The following is a 25,748-nucleotide window of genomic DNA, read 5'->3' as shown; positions in this document are numbered from 1 at the left end:
ACAAGGAGCGCACCATGAAAGAACCCGTACGCGTAGCCATTACCGGCGGCGCCGGCCAGATCAGCTACTCGCTCATCTTCCGTATCGCCGCCGGCGACATGCTTGGCCCGGATCAGCCGGTCATCCTGCAGCTGCTGGAAATCCCGCCGGCCATGGACGCGCTCAACGGCGTGATGATGGAAGTCAACGACTGTGCCTTCCCGCTGGTCAAGGACATCATCGGCACCGACAAGCCCGAAGAAGCCTTCAAGGATGCCAACATCTGCCTGCTCGTCGGCGCCAAGCCGCGCGGTAAGGGCATGGAGCGCTCCGACCTGCTCAAGGCCAACGCCGATATCTTCTCGGTGCAGGGCAAGGCCATCAACGACCACGCCTCGCGCGACGTCAAGGTGCTGGTGGTCGGCAACCCGGCCAACACAAACGCCCTGATCGCGGCCAGCAACGCGCCGGATCTCGACAAGGGTCAGTTCACCGCCATGATGCGCCTGGACCACAACCGTGCCCTGTCGCAGCTGGCCCAGAAGACCGGCACCCAGGTCACCGATATCGACAAGATGATCGTCTGGGGCAACCACAGCGCGACCCAGTACCCGGATATCAGCCAGGCGACCGTCAACGGCAAGCCGGCCCTGGATCTGGTCGACCGTGACTGGTACGAAAACGACTTCATCCCCACCGTGCAGAAGCGCGGCGCGGCGATCATCGAAGCCCGCGGCGCCTCCAGCGCGGCCTCGGCCGCCTCGGCCGCCATCGACCACATCCACGACTGGGTGAATGGCTCGAAAGGCATCGTGTCGATGGGCATCCCCGCCGACGGCAGCTACGGCGTCGAGGAAGGCATCATGTTTTCCTATCCCGTGACCTGCAAGAACGGCAAATACGAAATCGTCCAGGATCTGGAAATCGACGAGTTCAGCCGTGAGCGCATGAAGGCCACCGAAGACGAGCTGCGCAGCGAGCGCGAAGCGGTCGCAAGCCTGCTTTAGCAGCAGATAATCGTAGACGCTACGCCTGTTCGGGATATGAAATGATACGAGCGCTTTATCGGCTGGTCCGGTACCTTCCTTTGAAGCGCCGTACCCGCCTGCATAGGCATATGGCTCGACTCGGTCTCGAACACTCGCTATCGAGATATAAGCGTTTTGAATACCGGCACGATGGTCGGCGCATCGCGGTCGATGTGTCCGACCATGTCGGCCGCGAGATGTTCAAGCATGGCTGGTATGAACTCGCCTATGTTGAATTCATCAGGAAGTACTTTGGCGATAGCGAACGCCAATTCGTGGACGTTGGCGCCAACGTTGGCAATTACAGCCTTGCGTTGGCGCCACACTACGCCCACACCGCCGCTTTCGAGCCGAATCCGGTTAGCTTCTCTGCTCTCGAGACCAACCTAAAACTTAATAGCAGTCTCAGAATTACCGCAGCACCTTATGGGTTGTCATCCGTATCGGCCACACTCGACTTCTATCCGGACGATACGAATAATTCAGGCGCCTCAGGCTTCGAAAGGCACGGGAGCGACGCAAACCCGATCCCGCTGAAAGTGATTCCGGGCGATGAATACTTTGGCTCAAACGAAACGCCCGTCGCTGCCATCAAGATCGACGTCGAGGGACACGAGCTCGCGGTCGTAGAAGGTTTGCGCAGAACGATTCAGCGCGACCGTCCCGTTCTTTTCATGGAATGGCATACCGCCAGCATGGAGCCTTACGGAGGCTTGCCTGCGCTAACGAACCTCCTTCCAGAGGAGTACCGGCTCTTTTGGTCTCCGAACAAGTACGAGGTTGAGCTCGCCCCGCTAAAACCGCCCTATAAGGCCAAGTACAACCTTATTTTTTGCATCCCCGAGGAGCGAATTTCTGATGCGCCGCGGGGCCGTGGTTCGGGTGTCCAGATTATTAATCCGGCAGCCAAATAGCTGGCCAAGTCAGCTGTTTCCAAAGCCACTGAAAAGAACGCGGGCGCCTGCCCGTCATTTCTTTAAAAGGCTTGACGGCCGTCGCGCGCGTGCGTTCGCACACGCTTATCATCAGCCTGAAAAATCGTCTAGTGGATAATCTATATTTGGGGCCTGGTTAATCAGCCCCACTAACGCCGCATAGCAGCGCAACTAGGCAAGTGCATATCATGCCCGCGGCTATCGCCTGCGCCCATGCGATCTGCAAACGCCATAGCCTTTAGCGTTGCGGCTATTCAACGCAGCGAACACGCGCCACAGCGTCACACCAACCTTCGTAGAGCGTATCGACTTCGGCCGCGCTTTTCTCAACCTCGAAGTGGCGCTCGGCGCGCCACAGCTCGGCGATCGCATCGAGCGAGTCGTACAGCCCAACCTGCAGTCCCGCCATATAGGCCGCGCCCAGGGCCGTGGTTTCGATCACTTCGGGGCGTTCCACCGGCGTTTGCAGAATATCGGCCAGGCAGCTGCACACAAGGTCGTTGGCCGCCATGCCGCCGTCCACGCGCAGCTCGCGCGGCGGCTCGGCATCGTCGCCGATCGCGTTCACCAGGTCGCGGGTCTGATAGCAGGTCGACTCGAGTGCCGCACGCACGATCTGTTCGATGCCGGTATCGCGTGTCAGCCCCAGGATCGCGCCGCGCGCTTCCGGGTCCCAGTACGGTGCGCCCAGGCCTGTGAACGCCGGTACCAAATAGACGCCGCCGGTATGATCGACCGATGCCGCCAGCGCCTGGGTCTGCTCGGCCTTTTCGAACATATGCAGGGCGTCGCGCAGCCATTGAATAGCCGCGCCCGCGACGAAAATCGACCCCTCCAGTGCGTAGGTGGTCTTGCCGTGGATGCGATAGGCGACGGTGGTCAACAGCCGATGCCGCGAAGCAAGCGCCTCTTCACCGACGTTAAGCATGAGAAAACAGCCAGTGCCATAGGTCGATTTCGCCATGCCCGGCTTGAAGCAGGCCTGACCTACGAGGGCCGCCTGCTGATCGCCCACCATGGCGGCTATCGGAATCTCGGCGCCGAGCAGATCTTTGCGGATTGTGCCGAAATCGCTGGCGGTATCCCGCACTTCGGGCAACAGGGCGCGCGGGATGTCGAAAAACGACAGCAGTTCGTCGTCCCAGGCCTGATCGCGAATATTGAACAGCAGCGTACGCGAGGCGTTGGTAGCATCGGTGGCATGCACCGTGCCGCCGGTCAGATGCCATAGCAGCCAGCTGTCGATCGTGCCGAACGCCAGCTCGCCGGCCTCGGCCCGCGCGCGTGCACCGTCCACGTTGTCGAGCAGCCAGGCCACCTTTGTGGCCGAAAAGTACGGGTCGAACAACAACCCCGTTTTGTCCTGCAACCAGCTTTCGGTGCGCTCGTCGGCGAGTTCGCGACAGCGCTCGGCGGTGCGTCGATCCTGCCAGACGATGGCGCGCGCGATGGGTTCGCCCGTCGCTCGATCCCAGACCACCGTGGTTTCACGCTGGTTGGTGATCCCGCAGGCACAGATATCGCTCGCCTCGAGGCCCGCCTCGGCAATGGCTTCGCGGCAAACCACGAGCACGTCGGCAAGAATATCGTTGGCGTCGTGCTCTACCCAGGCTTCCTGCGGGAAGTATTGCTGGAATTCACGCTGGGCACGGCCGCGAATATGGCCCTGATCGTCGAATACGATGGCCCGACTGCTGGTCGTGCCCTGGTCGATAGCCAACAGGTGACGGGAACCGCTCATGAGCACAGGACCTTGACTTGGTTCATATACGTCTTTCGCTTTTAGGGCTTAGGATAAACGCGATTAAGATCGGGCAGCGTCCGAGTCCATGGGCACTATAGCCTCGCAGCGGGCGCTAGCGGATCGTGCGATTGCCTCCCGGACAGGATGCAGCTTCCGTGTACCAGGCCATACAGGTCAACCATTGACGTACGAAACACAGCAGGTCAGCACCGACAGCGCCACGCGCCTGGTCGCCTATCGCTGGCCGGCCCAGCTTGAAACGCGTGCCGCTCTGGTCATAGTGCATGGCATGGCCGAACACGCCCGCCGTTATGCGCGGCTGGCCGAATATCTCGCGGCGGTCGGTATCGACGTCCACGCCTTCGATCTGCGCGGTCATGGCGCGACCACCGCCGCCGTGGACCACGGCAATCTCGGCGAGCGCTGCAACTGGCAAACGCTCGTCGACGACGTAGAGCGCGTTCGTCAGCGGGCTGCGCGCGACGCGGGCAACGTTCCGATATTCCTGTTGGGACACAGCCTCGGCTCGTTTATCGCGATGAGCGTACTTCAGCAGTACGGCGATGCGTACGCCGGTGGCATTCTCAGCGGCACCGATCGACCCGGTCGTATGCGGTGCCGCGCGGCAGCACTGCTCGCCCGCCTCGAGTGCGCGCGCGTCGGTCCGGACGGGGTCAGCAAGCCGTTACAGTCGCTCATCATAAGTGCCTATGACCGGCGCCTGTCGCGCTATTACGGTTCGGTGCGCGAGAACGCATGGCTGTCTAGCGACAGCGCGGCTGTCGACGCCTACAACGGCGACCCCGACTGCGGCTTCCCCCTGCGCGCGGGTGCCTGGCACATGGTTCTGCGCGGTATCGCGCGCAGCAGCGGCGCGCATCGACAACGCCAGCTGCCGATACGCCTGCCGCTACTCATCATAGCCGGCCGCGACGACCCGATGGGTGGCTTCGGCCATGGCCCACAGCGCGTGGCACGGGCGCTCGACGGCGACGGCCAGCGCGCGCTCGAGCTGCGCCTTTACGACGGCCAACGCCACGAGTTGCTGCAAGACACGGGCGCCGATACGGTTATGGCCGACATGCGTTCCTGGCTCGATCGCTGGGCCAGCCACCCCGAGGCAGGCGCGCCCGATTAGCGCCCTGTTTCATAGGAGTAAGCCTATGCGTCGTCTCGTCGCCGCGTTCATCGCCCTGTCTTTTATCACGACCGCGGCGTTTGCAGCCCCGAAGGCCGATCTATGGCCCCATTGGCAGGCACATGATGAAAACGCCACGGCCACGATCGACCACAGCGCCTACGATGCATTTCTGCGCAAATATGTCGTCGCCCACGAACACGCGCCCAACGGCGTGCGCTACGGCGACGTCAGCGCGGCCGATCATACCCGGCTCAAGAACTATATCGAGGCCATGCAGCAGGTCGACATCGCTGCCTATAACCGCGATGTGCAGCGCGCCTACTGGATCAATCTCTACAACGCCCTCACTTTGGATCGGGTGCTCGACGCCTACCCCGTCGATTCGATCCGCGATATCGGCGGCAGCCTGATTTCATCAGGGCCCTGGAAGAAGCGATATCTCACGATCGACGGCGAAAAACTCAGCCTCAACGATATCGAACACCGGATCCTGAGGCCCATCTGGCACGACGGGCTGACCCACTACGGGGTCAACTGCGCGTCCATGAGCTGCCCGGATCTGAGTACGCAGGCATATACCGGCGACAACGTGTATACCCTGCTGCGCGAGAACGCTCGCGACTACGTCAACAGCCCTGCCGGCGTTCGCTTCGACGATGGCGAGCTGGTGGTGTCGAGCATCTACGACTGGTATGGGCAGGATTTCGGCGGTAACGATCGCGCCATCATCAGCCATTTGCGCCGCTTCGCCGACCCCGCGCGCTCGACGCGCCTGGATATGCGGGACACCATCGACGACTATGCCTACGACTGGGCCTTGAACGACGAAGCCAATATGTCAGACGACCGCTAGTACTGACCGGGCGAACGTTTGCCCGGTTGCCCCCAGGCCTGTCTCGGCCATCTGCCGGCTCTGGGCATGACAGCGCTAGCAACCAAACTGCCGACATACGCGCGCACGCCGACAGGCTGCGACGCGCCTGAGCAACACCAGGGCCGGCGCCACGCGCCTTGCCTGGCATGATTTCGATCAGCAACGCGGCGATTGGCATTCGTATTGACAGGCCCTAAGACCTGCGCGGCGCGCTCAACCGGTGCGCCGCGCGATGGGCGATGTCCACATCAGCTTGCCGTTCGGTGTCGACGCCCCGTTGGCAGCGCCTGCATCCTCCATTGAAACCATGAGCTTCGCCGGCTGGTTCATACATTCAGCGGCGGCATCGGATACCGTCATTTCATGGTCGCCGTGCGTGTTCGGCCATTTGCCGAGCAATACCGGCTCGCCGTTTTCCGGCTTGAGCCAGGCGCGCAGCACCTTGCCTTCCGGCACGTCGTAGTCGCCCATGGCAACCACCGACATCTTGTCGGTGCCGGCATGTGCGGTCACCAGCCAGCTCATGCCCGTTGGTTCGTCGTAGACCACGCTGGCATAGGCCGGCGCCGAGGCCGCGTCAGGCGTGGCCTCGCGCTCGGTCGAACCGGTAAACAGCAGCGCGGCCATGACCAACGCCGCAACCGAGGCGACCAGGGCCAGGCCCTGCCATATACCCGGGCTGTTGTCGTTCGCGGCCGCACGATTGTGGGTGCTGGATTGTTCGCGACTCGGCGCGACCGGTGTGGCCCGTTCGAGCCCAAGTTCGTGCGTGACTCGATCCCAGACCGCTGCCGGCGGTTCGGCCGCCGGCACGGCCAGCCCGAGCTCACCGAGCCGCGTTTCCCAATAGGCCAGTTCACGTCGCGCCTCGGCGTCGTGCATCAGCAGGGTTTCATAACGGCTGCGTTCACGCGGGTCGAGCGTGCCAAGCACGTATTCCGCCGCCGTCAGACTGCGCTGTTGCTGTTCGGACTCGCCCATTACGCACGCTCCCCCAGACATTCGCGCAGCCGCAACAGCCCGCGACGGATCCAGCTTTTGACCGTTCCCAACGGCGCGTCCAGGCGCTCGGCGAGCTCTTGGTGGGTCAGGCCTTCGTAATAGGCCAGCAGCACGCTATCGCGCTGTTCGGGCTGCAAACTTCTCAAACAGACCTGAATCGCTTCGAGCGACTGCTGGTTTTCGTTTTCCTGCAGCGGCGACAGCGACTGTTCGTCTTCCAGCAGCGTTGCGACCATATCCGGCTCTTCGGGCATGGCCACTTCCGGGCGTTTGCGCCGAAGCACGTCCAGGGCACGATAGCGGGCGATAGACAAAAGCCAGGTCAACGGCGCGCCGCGCTCCGGCGCATAGGTGTCGGCTTTCTGCCATACCCGGACATAGGCATCCTGCAGGGCGTCCTGGGCACGCTCGGGGTTGCGCAGTATACGAAGTAGCAGCCCGTAGAGTTGCGACGACGTCGCCGCATAGAGTCGCTGAAACGCCTGCTCGTCGCCGCGCGCGGTCGCCGACAGCCACTCGGCCAGCTGTTCTCGCTCAGCCATGGGCATACAACCGGACGACGGCCGGCCCGCGCACAGCGCACAAGATACCGATGGCGACATGCGGCGCGTCGGAACCAACAGCGTAAACGCTTGCGCTACTCATGCATGGACTCACTATTAGCCTAGCCGCCTAGTCTGGCGGGAAAGTGGGCGCGGCTCAACGCCGCGCAATCCGAACGATGGCACGCGCTCAGTTGAGCGCGCCGCCGCAGCTGCTGCCCTGCCCGGCGGTACAGCCATAGCAGTGGTCGCCCACCGCGATCGGTCGCCGGGAAAAATCGCTGTCGATCAAAGCACTCAGGTGGGTCGCCTCGGCCCCGGCCAGCGGCATATCGAGCATCTGGTTGAAATCGCAGTCGTAGACATAGCCTTGCCAGTCCACGCTGATCAGCCCACGACACATCACGTCGGCCACGTTATCGGGGCGGTGCGCGCTGCGTAGCAGCTGCATGTATTCGCCCATGCGCTTTTCACGCAGCAGCATATGCGCATAGCGTTTGATCGGCATGTTCGCCAGCGTGAACAAGTGGTCGAACACAATACCGAACTGGTCGGCCAGGAACCGCTTGTAATCCTGTTCGAGCGTGTCCTGTGGCGGCGGCAGCGACGGTGAACCCGGGTTATAGACCAGGTTGAGGGTCAGCTCGCTGTCCGGATGGCCATAGCCCAGCGCATTGAGCTTTTGCAGCGCGGCGATACTGTCGTCGAACACGCCTTTGCCGCGCTGGGCGTCGACGTTGTCGGCGGTGTAGCACGGCAGCGAAGCCACCACTTCCACTTGATGTTCGGCAAGAAACGCGGGTACCCAGTCATAACCCGGCTCTTCGATAATGGTCGGGTTGCAGCGATCCATCAGGTGTACACCCAAGGCCTTGGCCTCGGCCATGAACTCACGAAAGCGTGGGTGCATTTCCGGCGACCCGCCGGTCACGTCCAGCGTCTGGATACTCTGGGCGGCGATGAATTCCAGCGCCGTGTCCATGGTCGCGCGATCCATGAGCTCGGTACGCTTGGGGCCGGCCTCGACATGGCAATGGGTACAGGCCAGGTTGCATAGATAGCCCAGATTCATCTGTAGCGTGTGCAGGCGCGCCCGCCGTATCCGCGGGAAATCGGTCGCAATCTCGGTGTTTGCCATCGGGCGCATGGTCGTCGCCTCGCGCTTGATTATGTTGCACGCGATCTTAGCAGGTGTTGGCCACAGCACCCGTGATATAGCCCGAGATCGCCACGTATCGCCGGAAACGCCCAGCTCGGCCATAGCTACAACTCGGTGTTCTCAGCAGCATTTCGAACCAGCGTCTTAGGATTCAAATAGCTGGCACTTCCGCGAATTCCGCAGTGCGGTAAGCGGCAGCCGGGCTGGCGAGCTCTTGCTAAATCGCTACTCGTCTTATTCCAATGAGTCTACGTTCTTGTCGCTTGACCCAATTGCAGAGCAACAACGATACCGAACTTGTTCCGCGACTTATCAAGTGGCGTAAGCAAGCCTTATCGGCGCACAGTTTCCAACCCGGCGTGCCCTTCTTCGCTTCCCGCGCAAACCGATGACATCTCGTGCGGTATAGCGCTTTACGTATTTAATCTTCGGAATTCTGGTGACTGCACTCCGCGTCGAAAGGCTACGCCGTCGCAGGGATGATCGCCCTTCCCGTCATGCGAGCGCTTGGGTCCGGTCGCCATCGAGGAACACCGTCAGCATTTTTTTAATCTGGGCCTGGGAATCACGGTCGAATTCATTCAACGACTGTACGCACAGCATTTTTACTTCGTCGCTTGCATACAGCGTTTTTATAGCCTTTGCGGTTTGAACAGGCGAGCAGTTAGCTGGAGACATGTACGCCCAATCGCTGTTGATCGTCCGGCAACGGTAGCGCGTGGCCATAACGTTGAGCGCGTACGAGATCGGCGCAATCTGTCGTTTAGCACGAAATCTGTATATCAAATTCTGCGTAAGGAAATCCTCGCTTCCTACGATACGCCTCATCTCCGTTACGTCGAGCGCGTGTGGCGCATGGGCCAGATTCAGAAAAAAGAACTTTGAAGCGAGCCGGCTCAACCCGCCCTTTCGGCCGGTATAGGCCCGTCGTTCCCAAAACCTGATTCTGTTAGCCAGCTTGTAGACATGTAAGTTTTTGAAATCTCGCCGCGCCCGAATAACCGGACGACCGGAGCAAAAAAAATCTTCCGGAAACGTCCGCCTCAACAAAAAACAATCATCATTGAAATAAACAACCTGGTCGGACACGCCAGGTATGTTGAATAGCACGTTTTCAATCGTGTTGGAATTGAAAGTCGGCAAGCAATATGAATACTGCTTGAATATTTCGCGATGGTCGACAAGCTTGACGTTCAATCGCGCCTGTAACGTCTCGGTGAGCCAATGCGGCCGTTGATCGTCGGTTACAAGATATATGGTCTCGATCCAGGGCGCGTTTTTTCTTATAAGGTGAATACAGAACCAGAGTTCCCCTGTGTCCGAAAAACGGCAATCGTCTGCGGCTTGGTCGGTATAACTGTAATCGACACCCGAATCTAAATATTTTTGTCGCTTTCTTATGTGTACGGGGTCGTGTCCGTCAACCCATGTAACCACCGCGTCGATCATATTGTCTCCCATCCCGCCGATTTAAACGGACAGGCATATTCGGCGGTTGAATCCCGCTTTTCAACGCAGACTGCCTGCACAAAAAGGGGTTGGTTAAGTTGATAGCGCGCTGTGCACCCTTTGCATGTGGCGCTCGAACGAGAGTCTTCCGTTTGCATCCTCGATGGCCTGGCGACTGAACTTTTCCAGCAAGGCAGGGCGCGTGGCCATCTCACCCATGGCATCGGCCAAGTCGATAGGCGCGATAAAGCGAGGCTCCACAATGGCATCGGTACTTGGATCGTAAGCACAGTTCACACGTGGCTCAAGCTCGGTGTAAAGGGATTTGAGCTCGCCAACTTCACATCGAGGCGCCACACAAAGACCGGTACGACCATGTATGACCACTTCCGGCAAACCATCGATCTCGGTGACTATCGCTGGACAACCCGACAACATCGCTTCCGCACAAACCAATCCGAATGCCTCACGCATCGAAGGATGCACATAGCAATCGAGCTCGTCGTAAAAACTGTCCATATCGCTGACGAACCCGTGGAAATGGATTCGCTCAACTACACCGAGCCGTTGAGCATAGGCCCGCAATTCGTTCTCTTTCGGCCCGATCCCCGCGATGCGTAACTCGGCATCAACGCCACGACGCGCCAGTTCGGCAATCGCAGCAATGGCGACATGTGCGCCTTTTGAAGTCCGTAAGTGCCCCGCCGTCCCGAAGCGAAAAGGTCGTCCGCGGGGCATTTGACGAACCGTGGCAGACAAACGCCGCCGAGTGGGCGCCACACCGTTCAAACAGACCGCGATATCGAGCGGACAACCCCACCGCAGCTGTAGCATTCTCTTTGCGGCAGTCGAATTACAAAACACACCGTCCACGCGAGCCCAGAAATCTTCAACCTTCTCTGGTCGATGGTGCGAATCCCAGCTTGCCCCGTGCTCCCAATACAAACAGCGCAGGTTTTGATGGTTCAATTTCCTCGCAATCTCGAGGCGCCCCAGGCCATTCCAGATGATACCCGCCTCGGCGCCCGCGCCTCTGAATAGCCAGCGATAGCGCGCACGGCGTAAAAACCTGGGCCAGCCCGGGATTTTCGTACGGCCAAGGTATTTTGGATGGGCTGCAACCGTCACCCCGCTGCGCAAACGCTCTACAGATGAGGGATGCACGCTCGGTTGCTCGAGCCACGCCGCGTTACGATAGCCATACATTCGGCCTGAATATTCAAGAAATCGGAGAAAATGCGTCTGTAAACCGCCGAACGGCTTCAAATCAATATGGTGCAGTATGCTAAGACTCATCCCGCTAACTCTTAGTTTTAATACCTAGGCCGGCGCCCATCCTTGAAGGCCATGCGGCGGCCGCGATCCTGGAGAACGCGAAGCGCCAGGCTATTGGAACTACCCTATGAATATCCTAAGTCGCGGCATATCCGATACTTTCCGCGATCGACGGCCACCTAATAGCAGGTTAGAACCCATAGGTCGGGCCATGCTCAGTATCAATAAGCCTGAACGCGAGATTGGCCCGCCAAACAGCAGCATAAAAGAACAATAACGCTCAAAGTATGAATATTACCGCCCGGCCCCGGCTGCTATTACCGGCGCATACGGGACGACCTTCTCGGTAACAAGAAGACTCTGAGGATTGCAGCAGTATAGCCCCCGCCCCTGTCTATTGAACTCAGACATCACGTTACGCATCACATCGCAAAGCGTAGTCGAGTCATGTGTTTTAGGTCGCGCACTGGCATGAGTGCCAGCCTCCTTCGACTGATCGTATTTTTCATCGACCCACATGTCTCGGCTTTCGGCAGTAATCAGGTCATCGTAAAAATAACCGGGGTTTGAAAGATCAATGCCTAGCAACTTAATGTCACAGTCGGGATACAATATGTTTGCCAGATTGATCGCGACGGTCAGTGAACCTCGCCTGTGATAGAGCGGCGTTTCGAAATCAGTCGCCCAGTAGAATTCTTTGGCCTCGTTGGAAACAGGAAACCCCCGCAAATTATCGTAGGCGGGCAAAGGCCCGGGTTTGTAACCTGTCTTACGCTTAAGCCTCCGGCTCACCCTTCGCTTGAGACGCAGTTCCCGAAAAGGCCCTGTGCGGTAAAAGCGTAGATACTCGTCACTGACGTAGTAAGGAAGACAGCGGCCTTCGGAGTTGAGGCGCTCGATACAACCACGAAGGATCAAATCGGCGTAGTAATTGACATCCGAGAGAATCAACATCGAAGGGCATATATCCAGTCGCTCGTAGTTTAAATAAAACCGGTTCATTCCGAGCGTCCGAGGGTGCGAATCGAGATAACGCCGCTCCTCCGTCCCCAGGTCGAGTAACGACCGGCCGGTACCCAGTATATAAAACGTATTATCGTCGTCGGACATAGCGATGAGCGTGTTAAACCTCGAAATATCGACAAGATAACAGTTAATAGATTGAAAAATCGATTATCTTGTATTGCGTTGTCGGAGGTTACTGAACTGGTTTCTTAGTGGCCCTCTGCAGCTGCATTCACGCCGCCCGCGAGTCACGGATATCTGCAATTCGTTGCCCTGTCAGGCGTCTCGCGCGAGATGATTCTGGACCAGATGGCAAGCGATCCGAGCACAGTCTCTTCGCACCGCAGGCTCTCCCAGGAGGACTCACCGCCACGACCGATCAGTAGGGTGCAAGTTCTCGGGCCAGGGCAAACAGCCCAGACAATCGGTTTCTCTCGCGCACGTCCGCAAGCTGTGGGTAAGCAATGGGCGCCGCCGCCCAGCCCGCCTGGGATCGAGCTTACTTGGCGTCGTAATCGCTCCAGGCACAAGTCGGTTGGTTGAAAGCCACGGCTAGAGCACCTATGTAATGACGCTGTACATTCTTCGTGTCTGGGTTAGCGTGTCACAACTTAGTTTTTTGGGTCATTATCCGGCTACGCGTTTACGCAGGGGGCGTGCCACCGACTTCGCCCGCCGTCTGTCGCGCGAGACGCGACTATCGGTAGATGATCTGATCTACCCGGTCTTCGTGACCGAAGGCGAGCCGGTCAATGTGACGGCGATGCCCGGCGTACAGCGACACACGCTGGAAGGCCTGCTGCGCGAAATGACGGACGTTGTCGCCCTGGGCATTCCAGCGGTCGTGCTGTTCCCCGTAATCGACGCCGACAAGAAGACGCCCGACGCGCAGGAAGCAGCCAACCCCGATGGGCTGGTACCGCAGGCAATTCGTGCGATCAAACGCGAATTTCCGCAGCTGGGCGTTATGACCGATGTCGCGCTCGACCCCTATACCAGCCACGGCCAGGATGGCGTAATCGACGACAACGGCTATGTGCTCAACGACGAGACCATCGAGATCCTGGTACGCCAGACGCTGGCCCATGCCGATGCCGGCGCGGATATCGTTTCGCCCTCGGACATGATGGACGGGCGCATCCAGGCGATGCGCAATGCGCTGGAAGACAAGGGCCATGTGAACACGCTGGTCATGTCCTATGCCGCCAAGTTCGCATCCAGCCTGTACAACCCGTTCCGCGAGGCGGTGGGCTCGGCGGCCAATCTCGGCAAGGCCGACAAGCGCACCTATCAGGTCGATCCTGCCAATACCGACGAAGCCCTGCGCGAGGTCGCGCTGGACCTCAAGGAAGGCGCGGACATGGTCATGGTCAAGCCCGGCCTGCCGTATCTCGATATCATTCATCGCGTGAAGCAGACGTTTGGCGTGCCGACCTTTGCTTACCAGGTGTCCGGCGAGTACGCGATGCTCAAGGCCGCCATCGACAACGGCTGGCTCGACGAGCGCTCTGCCGTACTCGAGTGCCTGGGCAGCTTCAAGCGGGCCGGCTGCGACGGCATATTGACCTACTTCGCCAAGGACGCAGCGCGCTGGCTGGGCGATTGAGTGACGCGAGCGGTGCAGCCTCAGCAAGCGGTCACACCTCGGATCAGACGATCGATGGGGCCTGCAGCAGGACTATGGCGGGTGTACGGCGAGCCGGCGCTGCGAATTCCACCGACCGAGGCCTGGCGGCCTTTCAAGCAAGGGCCCCATTCCGCGCTGTTTCGGATCGAGGCGGATCCGCCGATCCTGGCCAAGCTGGCTTACCCGCGTAGCCAGCCGAGAGACAGCCTGCGCAAATACATCAATGCCCAGGCACGCCGCGAATATGTGAGCGCCCATCGGCTGCAGGCGGCCGGGCTGGCGACACCGAAGGTGCACGGCTGGGGCGTTTCGCTGTCTCCATTTGCCGCCTATGAATCCGTGCTGTTCATGGCCGAGATACCACACTATCGCTCATCACTGGTATTCATACGCGAAAGCAGCGACGATACCGCCCGCTACCGGCTGTTCGAGCGTCTGGCCGCGGATATGGCCCGCTTGCATGGCCACCGGCTAATCCATAAGGACGGCCACTTCGACAACATCGGCTGGATTGAGCAACAATCGCTGGTCTGGATCGACAACGACATCCGTCGCGCCGCGCGACCGGCTGCACTGCGGGCGGGATTCCGGCACATGCAGCGCATGCTCCGAAGCACCGCGCGCGACGCCGTGCGCCCACGCGAGTGGCACTATTTCAACGATTGCCTGCGGCGCGAACTCGCACGCTGGCCCAAGGCCCGGATACTCATCGATGAAGTTTAAACAGGCTGCCTCGCTGCTCGACAAGGTGCCGCATATCTCTCGGCATTCGGCACGAATTCTCTACGACTTCCTGCTCACCGAGAAGCCGCGGAACTGCCTCGAACTGGGCTTCGCCCATGGCGCGAGCAGCGGGTATATTGCCGCCGCGCTGGACGAAATCGGTGCCGGCACGCTTACGAGCGTCGACCTTGAAGGCAGCGCCGAATTCGAACCCACGATCGAACAGACCCTCGAGCGACTGGGCATGGCTTCGCGCGTGCAGATCGTGCGCGAGGTGAATTCGTACAATTGGTTTCTGAAAAAACAGATCGAGGCACAGACGAAAGACGGAATCTGTGAACCCTGCTACGACTTCATTTTCATTGATGGCGCCAAGAACTGGACCATCGACGGCCTGGCCTTCTTCCTGGCCGACAAGCTGCTGCGCCCGGGCGGCTGGATTCTGTTCGACGACTACGGCTGGCGTTATGCCGACGCTATCGAGCGCGGCAAGACGCGAAGCGACGGTGTGACCAACCGCGAACTCTCGGCCGATCAGATCGCCGAAGCCAATATCGCGGCCGTATTCAATCTACTGGTGGCCCAGCATCCGGCTTATGGCGATCTCAAGGTCCAGGACGAGTCCTGGGCCTGGGCGCACAAGTCCGATAATTTGCCTGGGCCGGGTCGAGCTCAGACAGTTCGCCGTGAGCGCAAGTCGTTATTGCGCAGCCGCTTGCAACGCTGGCGCGCGAAGTAGCGCCCCACGCGCTAGCGATCGACGGGGATATTCAGCCCCGCCTGACGATATACCTCGAGCGTGGCCCGAAAGTTGGTGTCTGCGGTATTGCAGCGCACCTGCTCGATCATCTGTGCCGCAATAGCCTGACGCTCGTCCTCGTTACGAATCAGGCGATCGAGCTGGGCGCTGATATTGGCGGCCGTCGGCGCGTCGGGCAAGGCGTCGTACAGATTCTTCGGCAGCAGTTCCGTTGCGCCGACGCGCTTGCTGGTGACCACGGGCACCCCACAGGCAAAGGCCTCCTGGACCACCTGACCGAATTCCTCGATCCGTGCCGGGTGCGCACAGATATCCAGGGCATGGAAATAGCGATGCGGGCTGAGCGTGTGGGGGACGAAACGCATGCGATCGGCGATGCCCAGCGCGCGCGCTTCGGCGATGAAGAACGAGGCACTGGCCTGCTTGCCCAGCACCAGCAGCAGGCTCGATTGCTTCTGACTCGCGTCCAGAGCCGCATAGGCGTGCAGCAGGATATCCAGTCCGCGCTTGTGGTAATCGCCCGAGGTGATCAAACCGATCAGCGTCGTGCCCTCGTCGCAGCCGAGCTCTTCGCGCACGCGCGTCCGGTAGCGCTCGCGATCACCACGGTTGAACTGCTCGGGGCGATAACCGGGATAGATCACCGGCAGTCGTTCACGGGCCACGCCGTAGCGGCGTGACAAATCCTCTCGCATGAGTTTGGAATTGCAGATACACAGACGAAAACCGTCTTCTGCAAATATACGATCGTGGATCTCGGCCAGGGTGCCGCGCGGATCGAGCGCGCCGCCGTACAGCATCTCATGCGCCAGATGCAGGCAGTTGTGCATGGACAGCACATGCTGGCGGTAATGGTGGCCATGCCCGGCCACGAAATCATAGCTGTGTCGATCGATATGCCGTTGGGCACGGGCAGCAAACCAGCGCCACTTGTAACGACTGAGCATCGGTAGCCGCTGAATCCGCACCGCACGGCCCATGTCGGGCGTGACGCCCCCCTTGTGCACCTTGCCGCCGATCAGATCGACTCGGTGGCCAAGCCGCTGAAAATAGCGCGCATGGTCGGTGATGGTGTTGTTCGTGCCACCGATATCGCCGATCCCACGAAAGGCGATCGCAATGTGTTTTGCGCGCTCGTTCATCAACACGCCGGGGCCAGACGCCCCGAGTTCCGGAAAGACTCGATCGAGGCCAACGCATCACGCACGTGGTTATCGAACACGAAACGCTCGCGCGCAGCCCGCAGGCCCGCTTCGCTCATGCGCGCATAGCGCGTGTCATCGTTGCAGATCTGCATAATAGCCCGGCATAACGTTTCTGGATCCAGCGCGCGCGGTGCAGCGATCGTATCCCGTGCGGGATCATAGACAAACGGCGGCAGGCCGGCGTCATCCCCGCCCAGCGCACGATAGTCGGCCGCATCGAGCGTGGGCTCGATACACAGGCCGGTGCGCTCGTGTTCGATGACCTCGACCAGGCCATCCACCGCGCTCACCACCGCCGGCACACCATAAGCGCCGGCTTCGACCGCGATCTGGCCGAACGGTTCACGCAAGGCAGGATGCACCAGCAGATCGATGCGCGCGTAAAAGGCGGCCATGTCCGCAACCATCCCCTCGAAAACCACCCGATCGGCAATGTTCAGCCGTTGCGCGAGCGCACGCAAACGTGCGCGCTCGGGCCCATCGCCGGCAATACGCAGTATGGCGTCGTAGCCGCTGGCGATAAGTCGGGCGAGCGCATGCAGTGCGACCGCTACGCCCTTGATCGATTCCAGACGTGCGACCACGCCGAGAGTGAGCGCATCCTGGCCGGCGGATCGCCGCGGCTCAGGCGCCACCGCAGGCAACAACGACGGCCGAAGCGCATTGTGAATGACCCGCACCTGGCCTGCGTATCCCCAGCGCAGCTCGAGCATGCGTTGGGCGGCATGAGAATTACAGATGATCGCGGGCACCGCCGCCAGAAAATCGCGTTTGGCCCGGCTCTCGCCGGCAAACCAGCTCGCGCCCCGCTCCCAGTAGATACAGCGCTCGGCGCCGGCAGCGGCGAGCGTATCCAGGCTATCCCGCAACCGATTCCAGATCAGCACCACATCCGGTCGGTTACGTGCAACGATGTGACGCTGGCGTTGACGACGCAGAGCCCGTGGCCATTTGGGCAGTTTCACGCCGCCGGCATACTTTTCGAATACGACGGGCACGTCCTCTTCGAGCCGCGCCGCGACCAGCGGATGAATTCCTCGGCCGCAGGCAACGACCGCGTGCCGCGCGCGACTCAACTGCCGCGCGGCGTGTACGAAGTCGACGAACTGTTGTTCGACACCGCCCGCCCCGTCGAGGCTGACGTAATGCAACAGGCGCTCGAGACTCATTGACCCGGCTCGAGCGTCCCGGTGGCGTGGTATTCCTTCACCGCATTCATGACGTCGTCAACGTGGCTATCGAAATTGAAGCGCTGTGCCACCCGCACCATCGCCGTATCGCTCATGGCGGAAAAACGCTCTGCGTTTGCAGTGACTGACTCGACCGCATCCGCCAGATCCTGCGGCTCGCAGACTTTTGGCGTATCGATCATGTCGTGGCCCGGCATATACACCGCCGCGGGCAAGCCATCACTGCTGCCGCCGAGTTCACGATAGCGCGCCAGATCGGCCGTCGGCTCTACGCACAGGCCGGTCTGCTCGTGGTCGACCACCTCGGGCAGACCATCGACCGCAGTGCAGACCACCGGGCAGCCCATGGCGCCGGCTTCGGCAACGACGACCCCGAATGGCTCTCGCAGTGCCGGGTGCAGCAGCAGGTCGATTTCGGAAAAGAATAGCGCCATGTCCTTCACCACACCCAGAAAACGCACGTGGGTGGCGACGTTCAGGGATCGTGCCAACTCTTCGAGCTCGGCCCGCAGCGGGCCATCCCCGGCAATCGACATGGAGGCCCTGATACCGCGACGGTGTAGTGCCGCGAGCGTATGCAGGGCAAGACACGTCGCCTTGACCGGCACCAGCCGGCCGGCGACGCCGATATGCAGGGCGCGATCGCGGGGCAGCTGCTTGAAATCCTTGACCGTATGACGATTGCGCATCCCGTTCGGGCAGACACGCACCGTGCCCTGATACCCCCAGCGTAGCTGGAGCATTCGTTTGGCCGCATGCGAGTTGCAGATTACGGCGGGCACGCGGGAAAGCACGTCCGCCCGGGCTTCATCATCGCCGTGCAACCAGGCCGAACCGTGCTCCCAATACAGGCACCGGCGCACGCCAAGCGCATCGATTACGCGCGCCTGCTGATCGAGACGGTTCCAGAGCAAGGCAACATCCGGTTTGAACCGACGACCCAGCCAGCGATAGCGCATGCGACGCAACGCCGCTGGATGCTGGCCGACCTTGAAACCGAACAGCTTTTTCTCGTAGCGCCAATCCTCGAAATTCGGCAGCAGCTCGCGATGGTGCGCATGAACCTTCGTGCTGCATACCACGACAGACTGTTCAACCGCGTATCGGCGCGCCGCACGCGCGGCAAAGGTGACGAACTGTTGTTCTACGCCGCCAAATCCGCTCAAGCTCACATAATGCGTCAAGCGCAGCCCCTGACGGCCCTTGTTGCGCCCCATAAACTGATCTCTGGTAGATTCTCGCAGGCTAGACGTGCATGCCGACGGCCCAACGCAGGTGTCGGCCGCGCTTGGCTTAACCCGCCTGCATCAATATGACGCGCGGGGCCTTCCCAACGAGTACACAGCGCTAACCAGACAATGACTAAATCAGGATGGATTATAACAATCGCCGCTATCGCGGCGGCGACTTTCGCACTCACCGGCGCTTGCTCGTTCGGCTGGAACATCGGTTTGTGCATCGACCGCACCGCGACCATCGCGCCTTTTATCGGCACGGGCGAATTCATGCTGACCGAGGTTGTTTCTCTTGTGGCCTGCCTGTTGGGCGTGTTGATCGCCTATCACGGCTACACGGCCACTGATGGCGCCCAGGTGCGTCTGTCATCTTTGTTCATCGTGTTCTTCGTGATTTCGATGATCAGCGAAAACAACATGATGCGCGACGATATTCGGCCACAGTTCCTGATCATCCTGCTCGTGTGGATCACCGTGGAGCTCGTGCTGGCGCGGTCGTTCGCACCAATACTTTTGCTGTTGCTCGGCGTGGCCGTCCCCATGGTCGGCCAGCTCGGCGACCATACAACGCATGTTCAGTTCGAGAACCTGTTCGGCCAGGATATTTCGCAAAGCGTACTCGCGCCCTGGGTCGACTCATTCGGTGCGCTCGAAGAGCCGTTCGAACTGGCCGGATGGCTGTTGTTTGCGACAGCGGCCGCCGTGGCGCTGAAAACGCATATCCTCACCGAAGGCCGCGCCCGGTTTATGACGCTCGCCGTGCTCGCGATTCTCGCAATCGCCGTTGGCAATTCATTCCTGCACTTGCGCGATAACAACGAGTTCGAAAGCTTTCGCAAGCTCGGCTTGTTCTGTTCGGTGGCGGGCGTCGCCTGCGCGGGCGCAGCGGTGCTGCTGCAGCACGGACGACGCCACGTGCTCGCCCGTGCCTATTGTCTGCTGTTCATCGTCGTCGCTTACTGGATCGCCGTTTACGGGCCGGCGGTCTACCGTCACGAACACAGCAAGACGATGAGCTCCTGGATCTGGATATTCCCCGTGTTTGCCGGCTACTACACGCTGGTGAGCTGTCGCCGCAGCTATCTATGCGCATCGCCCACCCGCGCTCACAAAACCTCGTGACCGAAACCGACGCCGGCCCATATCGCGTGCTCGTCGTCGGTCCCAGCTGGATCGGCGACATGGTCATGGCACAGAGCCTGTTCATGCTGCTGCGTGAGCGTATGCCCAACGCCATCATCGACGTGCTCGCCCCGTCGATCACCGCCAGCCTGCTGGCGCGCATGCCCGAGGTCGATAACGCCGTACGCATGGAGATCGGCCATCGCGAAGTCGCGCTGGGCAAGCGCCGGCAAACAGCACGCGCGCTTGCCGAACGCGGCTATGACCAGGCCATCGTGCTCCAGCGCAGCATCAAGGCCGCGCTGGTGCCCTGGCTCGCCGGCATACCGCAGCGCACCGGTTATCTCGGCGAGATGCGCTACGGCCTGATCAACGACGTGCGCTCTCTGGATAAAGACCGCTATCCGCGCAAGGTCGAGCATTACGCCCTGCTGGGCCTCGCCCGCGAAGGCGAGGCGTTGGCCGAACTCAAGCACCCGGAATTACGTATCGACACCGCCCGCCGCGCCGAACTGGTAGAGGCGCTCGGGCTCGAAACGAACCGTGCTGCCATCGGCTTTGCGCCCGGCGCGGCGTACGGCGGCGCCAAACAATGGCCGGCCACGCATTTCGCGCGGCTCGCGGCCGAGCTCGACCAGCGCGGGATCGCATGCTGGATTTTCGGCAGCGCGGCCGACCGTCAGCTCGCCGCCGATCTCACCGCCGCTGCGCCGAAGCACGGCGTCAACCTGTGCGAACGCACATCCCTGGTTGATATTGCGGATATCGCCTCGCTGACCGACGCCTTCGTGGGCAACGACACCGGCGTAATGCATCTGGCGGCCGCGGCCGCGCCGCGGGTGCTGGCGATCTACGGCTCGACCCACCCCGACTACGCGCCGCCCCTGTCGAATGCCGAAGCCCGTTTCTGGCTTGACCTGGCCTGTGCGCCCTGTCGCAAGCGCCAGTGTCCGTTGGGACACAATGCCTGCATGCGCGATATTCCGGTCGCGGACGTACTACGCGCCTGTCTCGACCCGGCGGCGCGCGATATACCCTCCCTGCACTACGCCCGCGGCAGCGCGCCCACACCGCGCACGTCATCGCTCCAAACCAACGCCTTGTCATGACTGCATCACCGGATCGCTATGCCGTGATCGGCCACCCGGTCGAGCACAGCCGATCACCCGATATCCACGGCGCATTCGCCCGCCAGACCGGCCAAAACCTCGTTTACGAGCGCCTGCCGGCGGCGCCCGACGCGTTCGCGCCCACCGTGGCCGATTTCTTTGCCGCAGGCGGCGCCGGGCTCAACGTCACCCTGCCGTTCAAGGGCGAAGCCGCCGCCTATGCCGATCGGCTGACCGATCGCGCCCGGCGCGCGCGCGCGGTGAATACGCTCGCACGCGACCACGACGACAGGCTGCTGGGCGACAACACGGACGGCATCGGTCTGGCCCGCGATCTGGAGCGCCAGCTACAGATACCGCTCGCCGGAAGTCGAATCCTCATTCTGGGCGCCGGCGGCGCGGTACGTGGCGTGATCCCGGTCTTGTTCGAACACGGCGCGGCCGCCATCCATGTCGCCAACCGCACCGCCGCCAAGGCCGAGGCCATCGCAGCGGATTTCTCCGACCTGGGTGCGATACGGGCCAGTACGCTGACAGGTGCCACTGGCGGCTGGGATATCGTGATCAACGCGATATCGGCAGGGCTGGCCGGCGAAACGCCGGATGTATCGCCCACCGTTCTCGAGGATGCGCGCGGCGCCTACGACATGATCTATGCCGATAAGCCCACGCCGTTTCTGCGCTGGGTGGCCAGCCACGGTATCGAACGCCGCTGCGACGGCTTCGGCATGCTGGTCGAACAGGCGGCCGAATCGTTTGCGCTGTGGCGCGGTGTACGCCCGCAGACCGCAGAGGTCATCACAGCACTGCGCCCCGGCGGCGACCGGCAACCGTCATAACCGTTATAATTGTGCGGTCATGAGCGCACACGAATCCCTGCAAAACCTCGACCACGTTCTGCGTGGCGACACCTCGGGCGAGCTGCTGCACCCCGAGGATCACGCGCGTCAGTACAGCCACGTACGCAAGGCGCACGAAACCGAGCTGGTAGAGGATTATGTCGAGCTTATCGCCGACCTGATCGACGCCAAGGGCGAAGCGCGTGCGGTCGAACTCGCGCAGCGCATGGGCGTCACCCAGGCCACGGTCGGCAAGATGATTCGCCGCATGACCGACGCCGGGCTGGTGACCAGCGAACCGTATCGCTCGATATTTCTTACCGACTACGGCAAGCAGGTGGCCGCCGAATCACGCGACCGGCATATCGTGGTGCTGCGTTTCTTGCGCGCACTGGGCGTGTCCGAAGCCACCGCCCGCAAGGACGCCGAGGGCGTAGAACACCACGTCAGCGCGGAGACGATCGATATCATGCGCACCTTCGTCGATCGCAACGAATCGGGTGACAATGCCTGAAAGCCTGCCTGAGGTTCGTCTCGTCGAGGCCGGCCCGTTTGGGCACCCCGCTGTCGAACACGACTGGCCGCAGCAGGCAGGTGCATGCCGAGCCCTGCAGAAAGCGCTGTCCACGTACGTGAATACGGTGGACGATCTGCCACCGGTACGCCGGCTCGGCGGTGTAGATATCGGCTTCGAGGACGGGGGCCGGATCACGCGGGCCGCCGCGGTGGTACTCGATGCCCAGACGCTCGAAGTGATCGATACCCAGCTGGCACGGGTGCCCACGCGCATCCCCTATATTCCCGGCCTGTTGTCTTTTCGCGAGATTCCGGGGGCGTTGGCCGCGCTCGAACGACTGGCCACCCTCCCCGATCTCATTCTGGTCGACGGCCATGGCATTGCTCACCCGCGCCGGCTGGGCGTCGCCACGCATCTGGGTTTGGTCACCGGGCTGCCAACGATCGGCGTGGCCAAGAAGCGTCTGACCGGCAGTTACGAACAGCCGCCGGATGAGCGCGGCGCCTGGGCCGAACTTCAGGATCGAGACGAAACGATCGGCGCAGTATTGCGATCGCGGGTCGGCGTTAAGCCGATCTTCATCTCGCCCGGGCATCGTATCGGCCTGGAGAGTGCGCTTTCGTTCACGATGAGTGCACTCACGCGGTATCGTCTGCCGGAAACCACGCGAGTGGCCGATAAACTCGCCTCGAATCGATGAATCGGGGTCGAATCGGCCGATTTGCAGATTTTGAGGGCTTTCTACGGCACTGATAGGCTTAGCCGCGGTCACAGACAGTTCAACGACATTCGCACAACGGATTAACTCTATGATCAAACGCGCAACCACCATCACGGCGCTGGCACTGGCCGCGCTGACCTTCGGCACCGTGCCCGGTCTGGCGACAGCGCAGGGCAACGGCGCCACGGCGGATCAGCAGCAGGCGCAGCAGCTCATGCAGCAGTACCGCCAGAAGGCGTCGAAGCTGCAGCAGATCCACGAAGAGACGATCAAATCGCATCCCGACCTGGCGTCGCAGCAGGAAGACTTCGAAGACCAGGTTCGCGACGCGGTCGAAGATCAGGGCTACGACGTCGACAAGGGCCAGGAACGCGTCCAGCAGATGGCCCAGAAGCTGCAGTCGGGTGATCTGAGCGACGACGAGCGCAAGGCCGTGATGAAGGATTTCCAGGCCGAACGCCAGCAGATGGTGCAGGCCCGCGATGCCGCACTGCAGAAGCCGGAAATCCGGTCCGCCGGCGAAAAGCTCCAGCAAGACACGCTGGCCGCGATGAAGGATCAGGATAGCCAGACCAGCAAGCTGCTCGACGACATGGACGAGCTGCGCGGCAAACTGCGTCAGCAGATGCCGGCGGCTGCGGCTGCGGGCGGTAACGGCTAAACCAGCCGGCCAAGCCACGTACGCAAAAGCCCGGCCACGCGCCGGGCTTTTTTTGTCTGTGTCCAGGGCGTGTTAACGCGAACAGAACTGCCGCGCCGCGGCCCATTTCTTTGCAAGAAAATGCAGTGCCGCCCTGAGACATGAGCCAGCGGCAATGCCCGACCGCGCGCCTCGAACAATGACGCAGGGGCCCGCGTCCCGACGGCCTGCGTCCGAAAAATCCACCGCGCAGCGCGGCGGGTCGTTCATTTGGCGCACCAGACACTGGTGATCACGCCTCGCCTGATGGATTTCTGGATAGCACCGCGACGATTGGCGTTAGCGTTGACAGACGCCAGTGAAAGCCATGCCCGGCGCGCTCCTGCCCTTGGGCCATCGTTATCGCCAACGCGCCGGCTGCGTTATTGCGGTTGAGCCGCGGCCACGTAAAACCATCTCTTTCATACCCGGTGGGTAAGCCTACGCGCTAGCCTGTCCAGGCCACCCGAACCCAGCCGCTTGCCGCGCGAGCAGGTTTCCCAGCGAGCACAGCCGTGCTCAACCACGGCTCGATCGACAACGCGGCCCTACGCGCACGCCATCGCCGGCATGGCTATTCGACCCCATACGACAACCTCCCGACGAGTGTTGCCGCTAGAAGCCGCGCCATGCGCGCCGTGGCCTACCGGCACGCAGCACTGGCTGGAACAAAATGATTGCCAAGCGATCACCGACGCTCGAGAAGGCGTCGTGAACGACGACGCTGGCCACAGTCGCCAAACGGTCAGCGGTATGCGTAGTGGAGTGCGTCCAAGGGGCCCGGTCGATCACCGCGACCCCGGAAACGTTCGACTTGTCGACGTAGCATGCGGCGCCCGATCCGCCGCATGAAAAAAAGCCCCCGTACCCGAAGGTACGAGGGCTGCCCCTTGCGCGGCTTCTGGAAGGCGCTGGCGTCGAGGGTCGGCCTATCGGCCGCGACTGACGGCTAGTTGTCCGAACGCTGAATCGAGCCGTCGGTTTCGACCGTGCCCTGCGCATTGGCGCCCTGCGGGCCATAGCCGGTCTGGCCTTGCGCGCTGCCCTGGCCCTGAACCTAGCCACGTGCACGTTGCTGCATTTCGCCGGCGTTGCGCTGGGCGCGATCCCGCTGGCTCTGTATTTGGTCACGGCTTTCTGTCATGCCGTCTTGCGCCCGGTTCTGCATCGATTGCGACTGCTGCATACGCTGTTGCTGGCTCCGCGCTTCGGCGCCGGCCTGATTGGCCGTGCCTTGAGCGGCCCCGGCAGCAGACGATGCCGCACGCCCAGCGCCTTCGCGCACGCCGGTGGCGGCATTCGATGCGCCCTGCTTGAGCTGGCGCGTACCGTCTCGCATGATCGTATAGGTCTCACCACCCGATACCGCAGGCCCGAAGCTGCCGGACCCGGAAGAAGCGGCCTGCATGCCGGCCTGGAACTGTTCGCGGCTAATGCCGTCGGGCATGCTCTGCTTGTCGCGATCTTCGATCGTATCGGCGGTATCCATGGAGTCGTAGAGCGCCGATACGCGCGGATTCGCTTCGGCCTCGGCACGGCTGAGCACGCCGTCACCGTTGGTATCAAGAGCATCGAACTGGGTGTTGATCGCAGCTTCGGCATCGATGCCGGCGCCGGACTGCGAGGCGTTGGCATGAGCGCTGGCGGCGGCGCCGTTCTGGGCGGCGATGCCCAGACTCGACACCATGGCCAGACCGAGTGCGATAGCGGTTTTCTTCATCATGGCGTTTGGTTTCCATAACGGATGGAAAGGTCGCTCCACCCTAGGCCCGCGCCATGAACCCTGACTTAATCCAAGGAAGCTCTGCATCACCTGTCGCGGTCGCGCCGGCCTGCTTTGCGCGCGATTGACAGACAAGTGAGAGCGTAGCGTGCCCAAGCCAATAAC

24 protein-coding genes are annotated in these 25,748 nt (G+C 61.4%); 13 read left to right on the top strand and 11 right to left on the bottom strand.

Annotation, left to right across the window (positions count from 1 at the left end; translation table 11 throughout):
- Positions 1-14: 14 nt before the first annotated feature.
- The gene (locus ABNU97_RS07070) at positions 15-986 is read left to right on the top strand and encodes a malate dehydrogenase (RefSeq protein ID WP_348766051.1); all 972 of its coding nucleotides are present in this window, start codon (positions 15-17) and stop codon (positions 984-986) included.
- 110 nt (positions 987-1,096) lie between these two features.
- On the top strand, positions 1,097-1,921 hold the full coding sequence (locus ABNU97_RS07065; protein WP_348766050.1) for an FkbM family methyltransferase: 825 nt from the start codon (positions 1,097-1,099) through the stop codon (positions 1,919-1,921).
- A gap of 271 nt (positions 1,922-2,192) precedes the next feature.
- Here the strand turns inward: ABNU97_RS07065 and glpK are convergent, their stop codons facing one another.
- On the bottom strand, positions 2,193-3,683 hold the full coding sequence (gene glpK, locus ABNU97_RS07060) for a glycerol kinase GlpK (protein ID WP_348766049.1): 1,491 nt from the start codon (positions 3,681-3,683) through the stop codon (positions 2,193-2,195).
- Between the two features lie 184 nt (positions 3,684-3,867).
- Here glpK and ABNU97_RS07055 point away from each other — a divergent pair, with 184 nt between their 5' ends.
- Both ABNU97_RS07055 and ABNU97_RS07050 read left to right on the top strand, forming a co-directional pair.
- Complete coding sequence (locus tag ABNU97_RS07055; RefSeq protein ID WP_348766048.1) at positions 3,868-4,824, top strand: alpha/beta fold hydrolase; 957 nt, start codon at positions 3,868-3,870, stop codon at positions 4,822-4,824.
- Between the two features lie 25 nt (positions 4,825-4,849).
- Complete coding sequence (locus ABNU97_RS07050) at positions 4,850-5,680, top strand: DUF547 domain-containing protein (protein WP_348766047.1); 831 nt, start codon at positions 4,850-4,852, stop codon at positions 5,678-5,680.
- Positions 5,681-5,914: 234 nt separating this feature from the next.
- On the opposite strand, the gene ABNU97_RS07045 is transcribed toward ABNU97_RS07050, so the two are convergent.
- The 6 genes from ABNU97_RS07045 to ABNU97_RS07020 form a co-directional block, all read right to left on the bottom strand.
- Positions 5,915-6,682, bottom strand: coding sequence for an anti-sigma factor (locus tag ABNU97_RS07045; RefSeq protein WP_348766046.1), 768 nt, complete (start codon positions 6,680-6,682; stop codon positions 5,915-5,917).
- A complete protein-coding gene (locus tag ABNU97_RS07040; RefSeq protein ID WP_348766045.1) occupies positions 6,682-7,245 on the bottom strand; it encodes a sigma-70 family RNA polymerase sigma factor in 564 nt (187 codons plus the stop codon). The genes ABNU97_RS07045 and ABNU97_RS07040 overlap by 1 nt, the downstream gene beginning before the upstream one ends.
- A 190-nt stretch (positions 7,246-7,435) precedes the next feature.
- Positions 7,436-8,392, bottom strand: coding sequence for an arsenosugar biosynthesis radical SAM (seleno)protein ArsS (arsS, locus tag ABNU97_RS07035; protein WP_348766044.1), 957 nt, complete (start codon positions 8,390-8,392; stop codon positions 7,436-7,438).
- 507 nt (positions 8,393-8,899) lie between these two features.
- A complete protein-coding gene (locus ABNU97_RS07030) occupies positions 8,900-9,853 on the bottom strand; it encodes a stealth family protein (protein WP_348766043.1) in 954 nt (317 codons plus the stop codon).
- A gap of 93 nt (positions 9,854-9,946) precedes the next feature.
- On the bottom strand, positions 9,947-11,149 hold the full coding sequence (locus tag ABNU97_RS07025) for a glycosyltransferase family 4 protein (RefSeq protein ID WP_348766042.1): 1,203 nt from the start codon (positions 11,147-11,149) through the stop codon (positions 9,947-9,949).
- 273 nt (positions 11,150-11,422) lie between these two features.
- Positions 11,423-12,238 carry a hypothetical protein gene (locus ABNU97_RS07020; RefSeq protein WP_348766041.1) on the bottom strand — a complete coding sequence of 272 codons (816 nt, stop codon included), beginning with the start codon at positions 12,236-12,238 and terminating at the stop codon, positions 11,423-11,425.
- 496 nt (positions 12,239-12,734) lie between these two features.
- Between ABNU97_RS07020 and hemB the strand changes: the two genes are divergently transcribed.
- From hemB to ABNU97_RS07005, 3 genes are read left to right on the top strand one after another with little or no spacing between them, the layout of a single operon-like run.
- Positions 12,735-13,739, top strand: a complete 1,005-nt coding sequence (gene hemB, locus ABNU97_RS07015) for a porphobilinogen synthase (RefSeq protein ID WP_348766040.1) — start codon at positions 12,735-12,737, stop codon at positions 13,737-13,739.
- A gap of 54 nt (positions 13,740-13,793) precedes the next feature.
- Positions 13,794-14,483, top strand: coding sequence for a lipopolysaccharide kinase InaA family protein (locus tag ABNU97_RS07010; protein ID WP_348766039.1), 690 nt, complete (start codon positions 13,794-13,796; stop codon positions 14,481-14,483).
- Positions 14,473-15,222: a class I SAM-dependent methyltransferase gene (locus ABNU97_RS07005; protein WP_348766038.1), complete on the top strand. Its 750-nt coding sequence runs from the start codon at positions 14,473-14,475 to the stop codon at positions 15,220-15,222. The genes ABNU97_RS07010 and ABNU97_RS07005 overlap by 11 nt, the downstream gene beginning before the upstream one ends.
- Positions 15,223-15,233: 11 nt before the next feature.
- Here the strand turns inward: ABNU97_RS07005 and ABNU97_RS07000 are convergent, their stop codons facing one another.
- From ABNU97_RS07000 to ABNU97_RS06990, 3 genes are read right to left on the bottom strand one after another with little or no spacing between them, the layout of a single operon-like run.
- Positions 15,234-16,385, bottom strand: a complete 1,152-nt coding sequence (locus ABNU97_RS07000; RefSeq protein ID WP_348766037.1) for a glycosyltransferase family 4 protein — start codon at positions 16,383-16,385, stop codon at positions 15,234-15,236.
- The gene (locus ABNU97_RS06995; RefSeq protein ID WP_348766036.1) at positions 16,385-17,617 is read right to left on the bottom strand and encodes a glycosyltransferase; all 1,233 of its coding nucleotides are present in this window, start codon (positions 17,615-17,617) and stop codon (positions 16,385-16,387) included. Before ABNU97_RS06995 ends, ABNU97_RS07000 begins: the two co-directional genes overlap by 1 nt.
- Positions 17,614-18,855 (bottom strand): glycosyltransferase, encoded by a 1,242-nt coding sequence (locus tag ABNU97_RS06990; protein WP_348766035.1) that lies wholly within the window; start codon positions 18,853-18,855, stop codon positions 17,614-17,616. Before ABNU97_RS06990 ends, ABNU97_RS06995 begins: the two co-directional genes overlap by 4 nt.
- Positions 18,856-19,143: 288 nt before the next feature.
- Between ABNU97_RS06990 and ABNU97_RS06985 the strand changes: the two genes are divergently transcribed.
- From ABNU97_RS06985 to ABNU97_RS06960, 6 genes are all read left to right on the top strand, one after another.
- Positions 19,144-19,995 carry a hypothetical protein gene (locus ABNU97_RS06985; protein ID WP_348766034.1) on the top strand — a complete coding sequence of 284 codons (852 nt, stop codon included), beginning with the start codon at positions 19,144-19,146 and terminating at the stop codon, positions 19,993-19,995.
- Positions 19,992-21,104, top strand: coding sequence for a lipopolysaccharide heptosyltransferase II (gene waaF / locus ABNU97_RS06980; RefSeq protein ID WP_348766033.1), 1,113 nt, complete (start codon positions 19,992-19,994; stop codon positions 21,102-21,104). The genes ABNU97_RS06985 and waaF overlap by 4 nt, the downstream gene beginning before the upstream one ends.
- Positions 21,101-21,943 (top strand): shikimate dehydrogenase, encoded by an 843-nt coding sequence (gene aroE / locus ABNU97_RS06975; RefSeq protein WP_348766032.1) that lies wholly within the window; start codon positions 21,101-21,103, stop codon positions 21,941-21,943. The genes waaF and aroE overlap by 4 nt, the downstream gene beginning before the upstream one ends.
- A gap of 19 nt (positions 21,944-21,962) precedes the next feature.
- Entirely contained in the window at positions 21,963-22,457 is a 495-nt protein-coding gene (gene mntR / locus ABNU97_RS06970; protein WP_348766031.1) for a manganese-binding transcriptional regulator MntR, read from the top strand.
- Positions 22,450-23,160 (top strand): deoxyribonuclease V, encoded by a 711-nt coding sequence (gene nfi, locus ABNU97_RS06965; protein WP_348766030.1) that lies wholly within the window; start codon positions 22,450-22,452, stop codon positions 23,158-23,160. Before mntR ends, nfi begins: the two co-directional genes overlap by 8 nt.
- Positions 23,161-23,269: 109 nt before the next feature.
- A complete protein-coding gene (locus ABNU97_RS06960; protein WP_348766029.1) occupies positions 23,270-23,842 on the top strand; it encodes a hypothetical protein in 573 nt (190 codons plus the stop codon).
- Between the two features lie 1,075 nt (positions 23,843-24,917).
- Here ABNU97_RS06960 and ABNU97_RS06955 read toward each other — a convergent pair.
- Positions 24,918-25,583 (bottom strand): hypothetical protein, encoded by a 666-nt coding sequence (locus ABNU97_RS06955; protein ID WP_348766028.1) that lies wholly within the window; start codon positions 25,581-25,583, stop codon positions 24,918-24,920.
- Between the last annotated feature and the right edge of the window lie 165 nt (positions 25,584-25,748).

This window comes from uncultured Salinisphaera sp. (assembly GCF_964012375.1).
Lineage (GTDB): Bacteria > Pseudomonadota > Gammaproteobacteria > Nevskiales > Salinisphaeraceae > Salinisphaera.
Note: the sequence above shows the minus strand (reverse complement) of the source record. Positions and strands in the feature narration are given on the sequence as shown.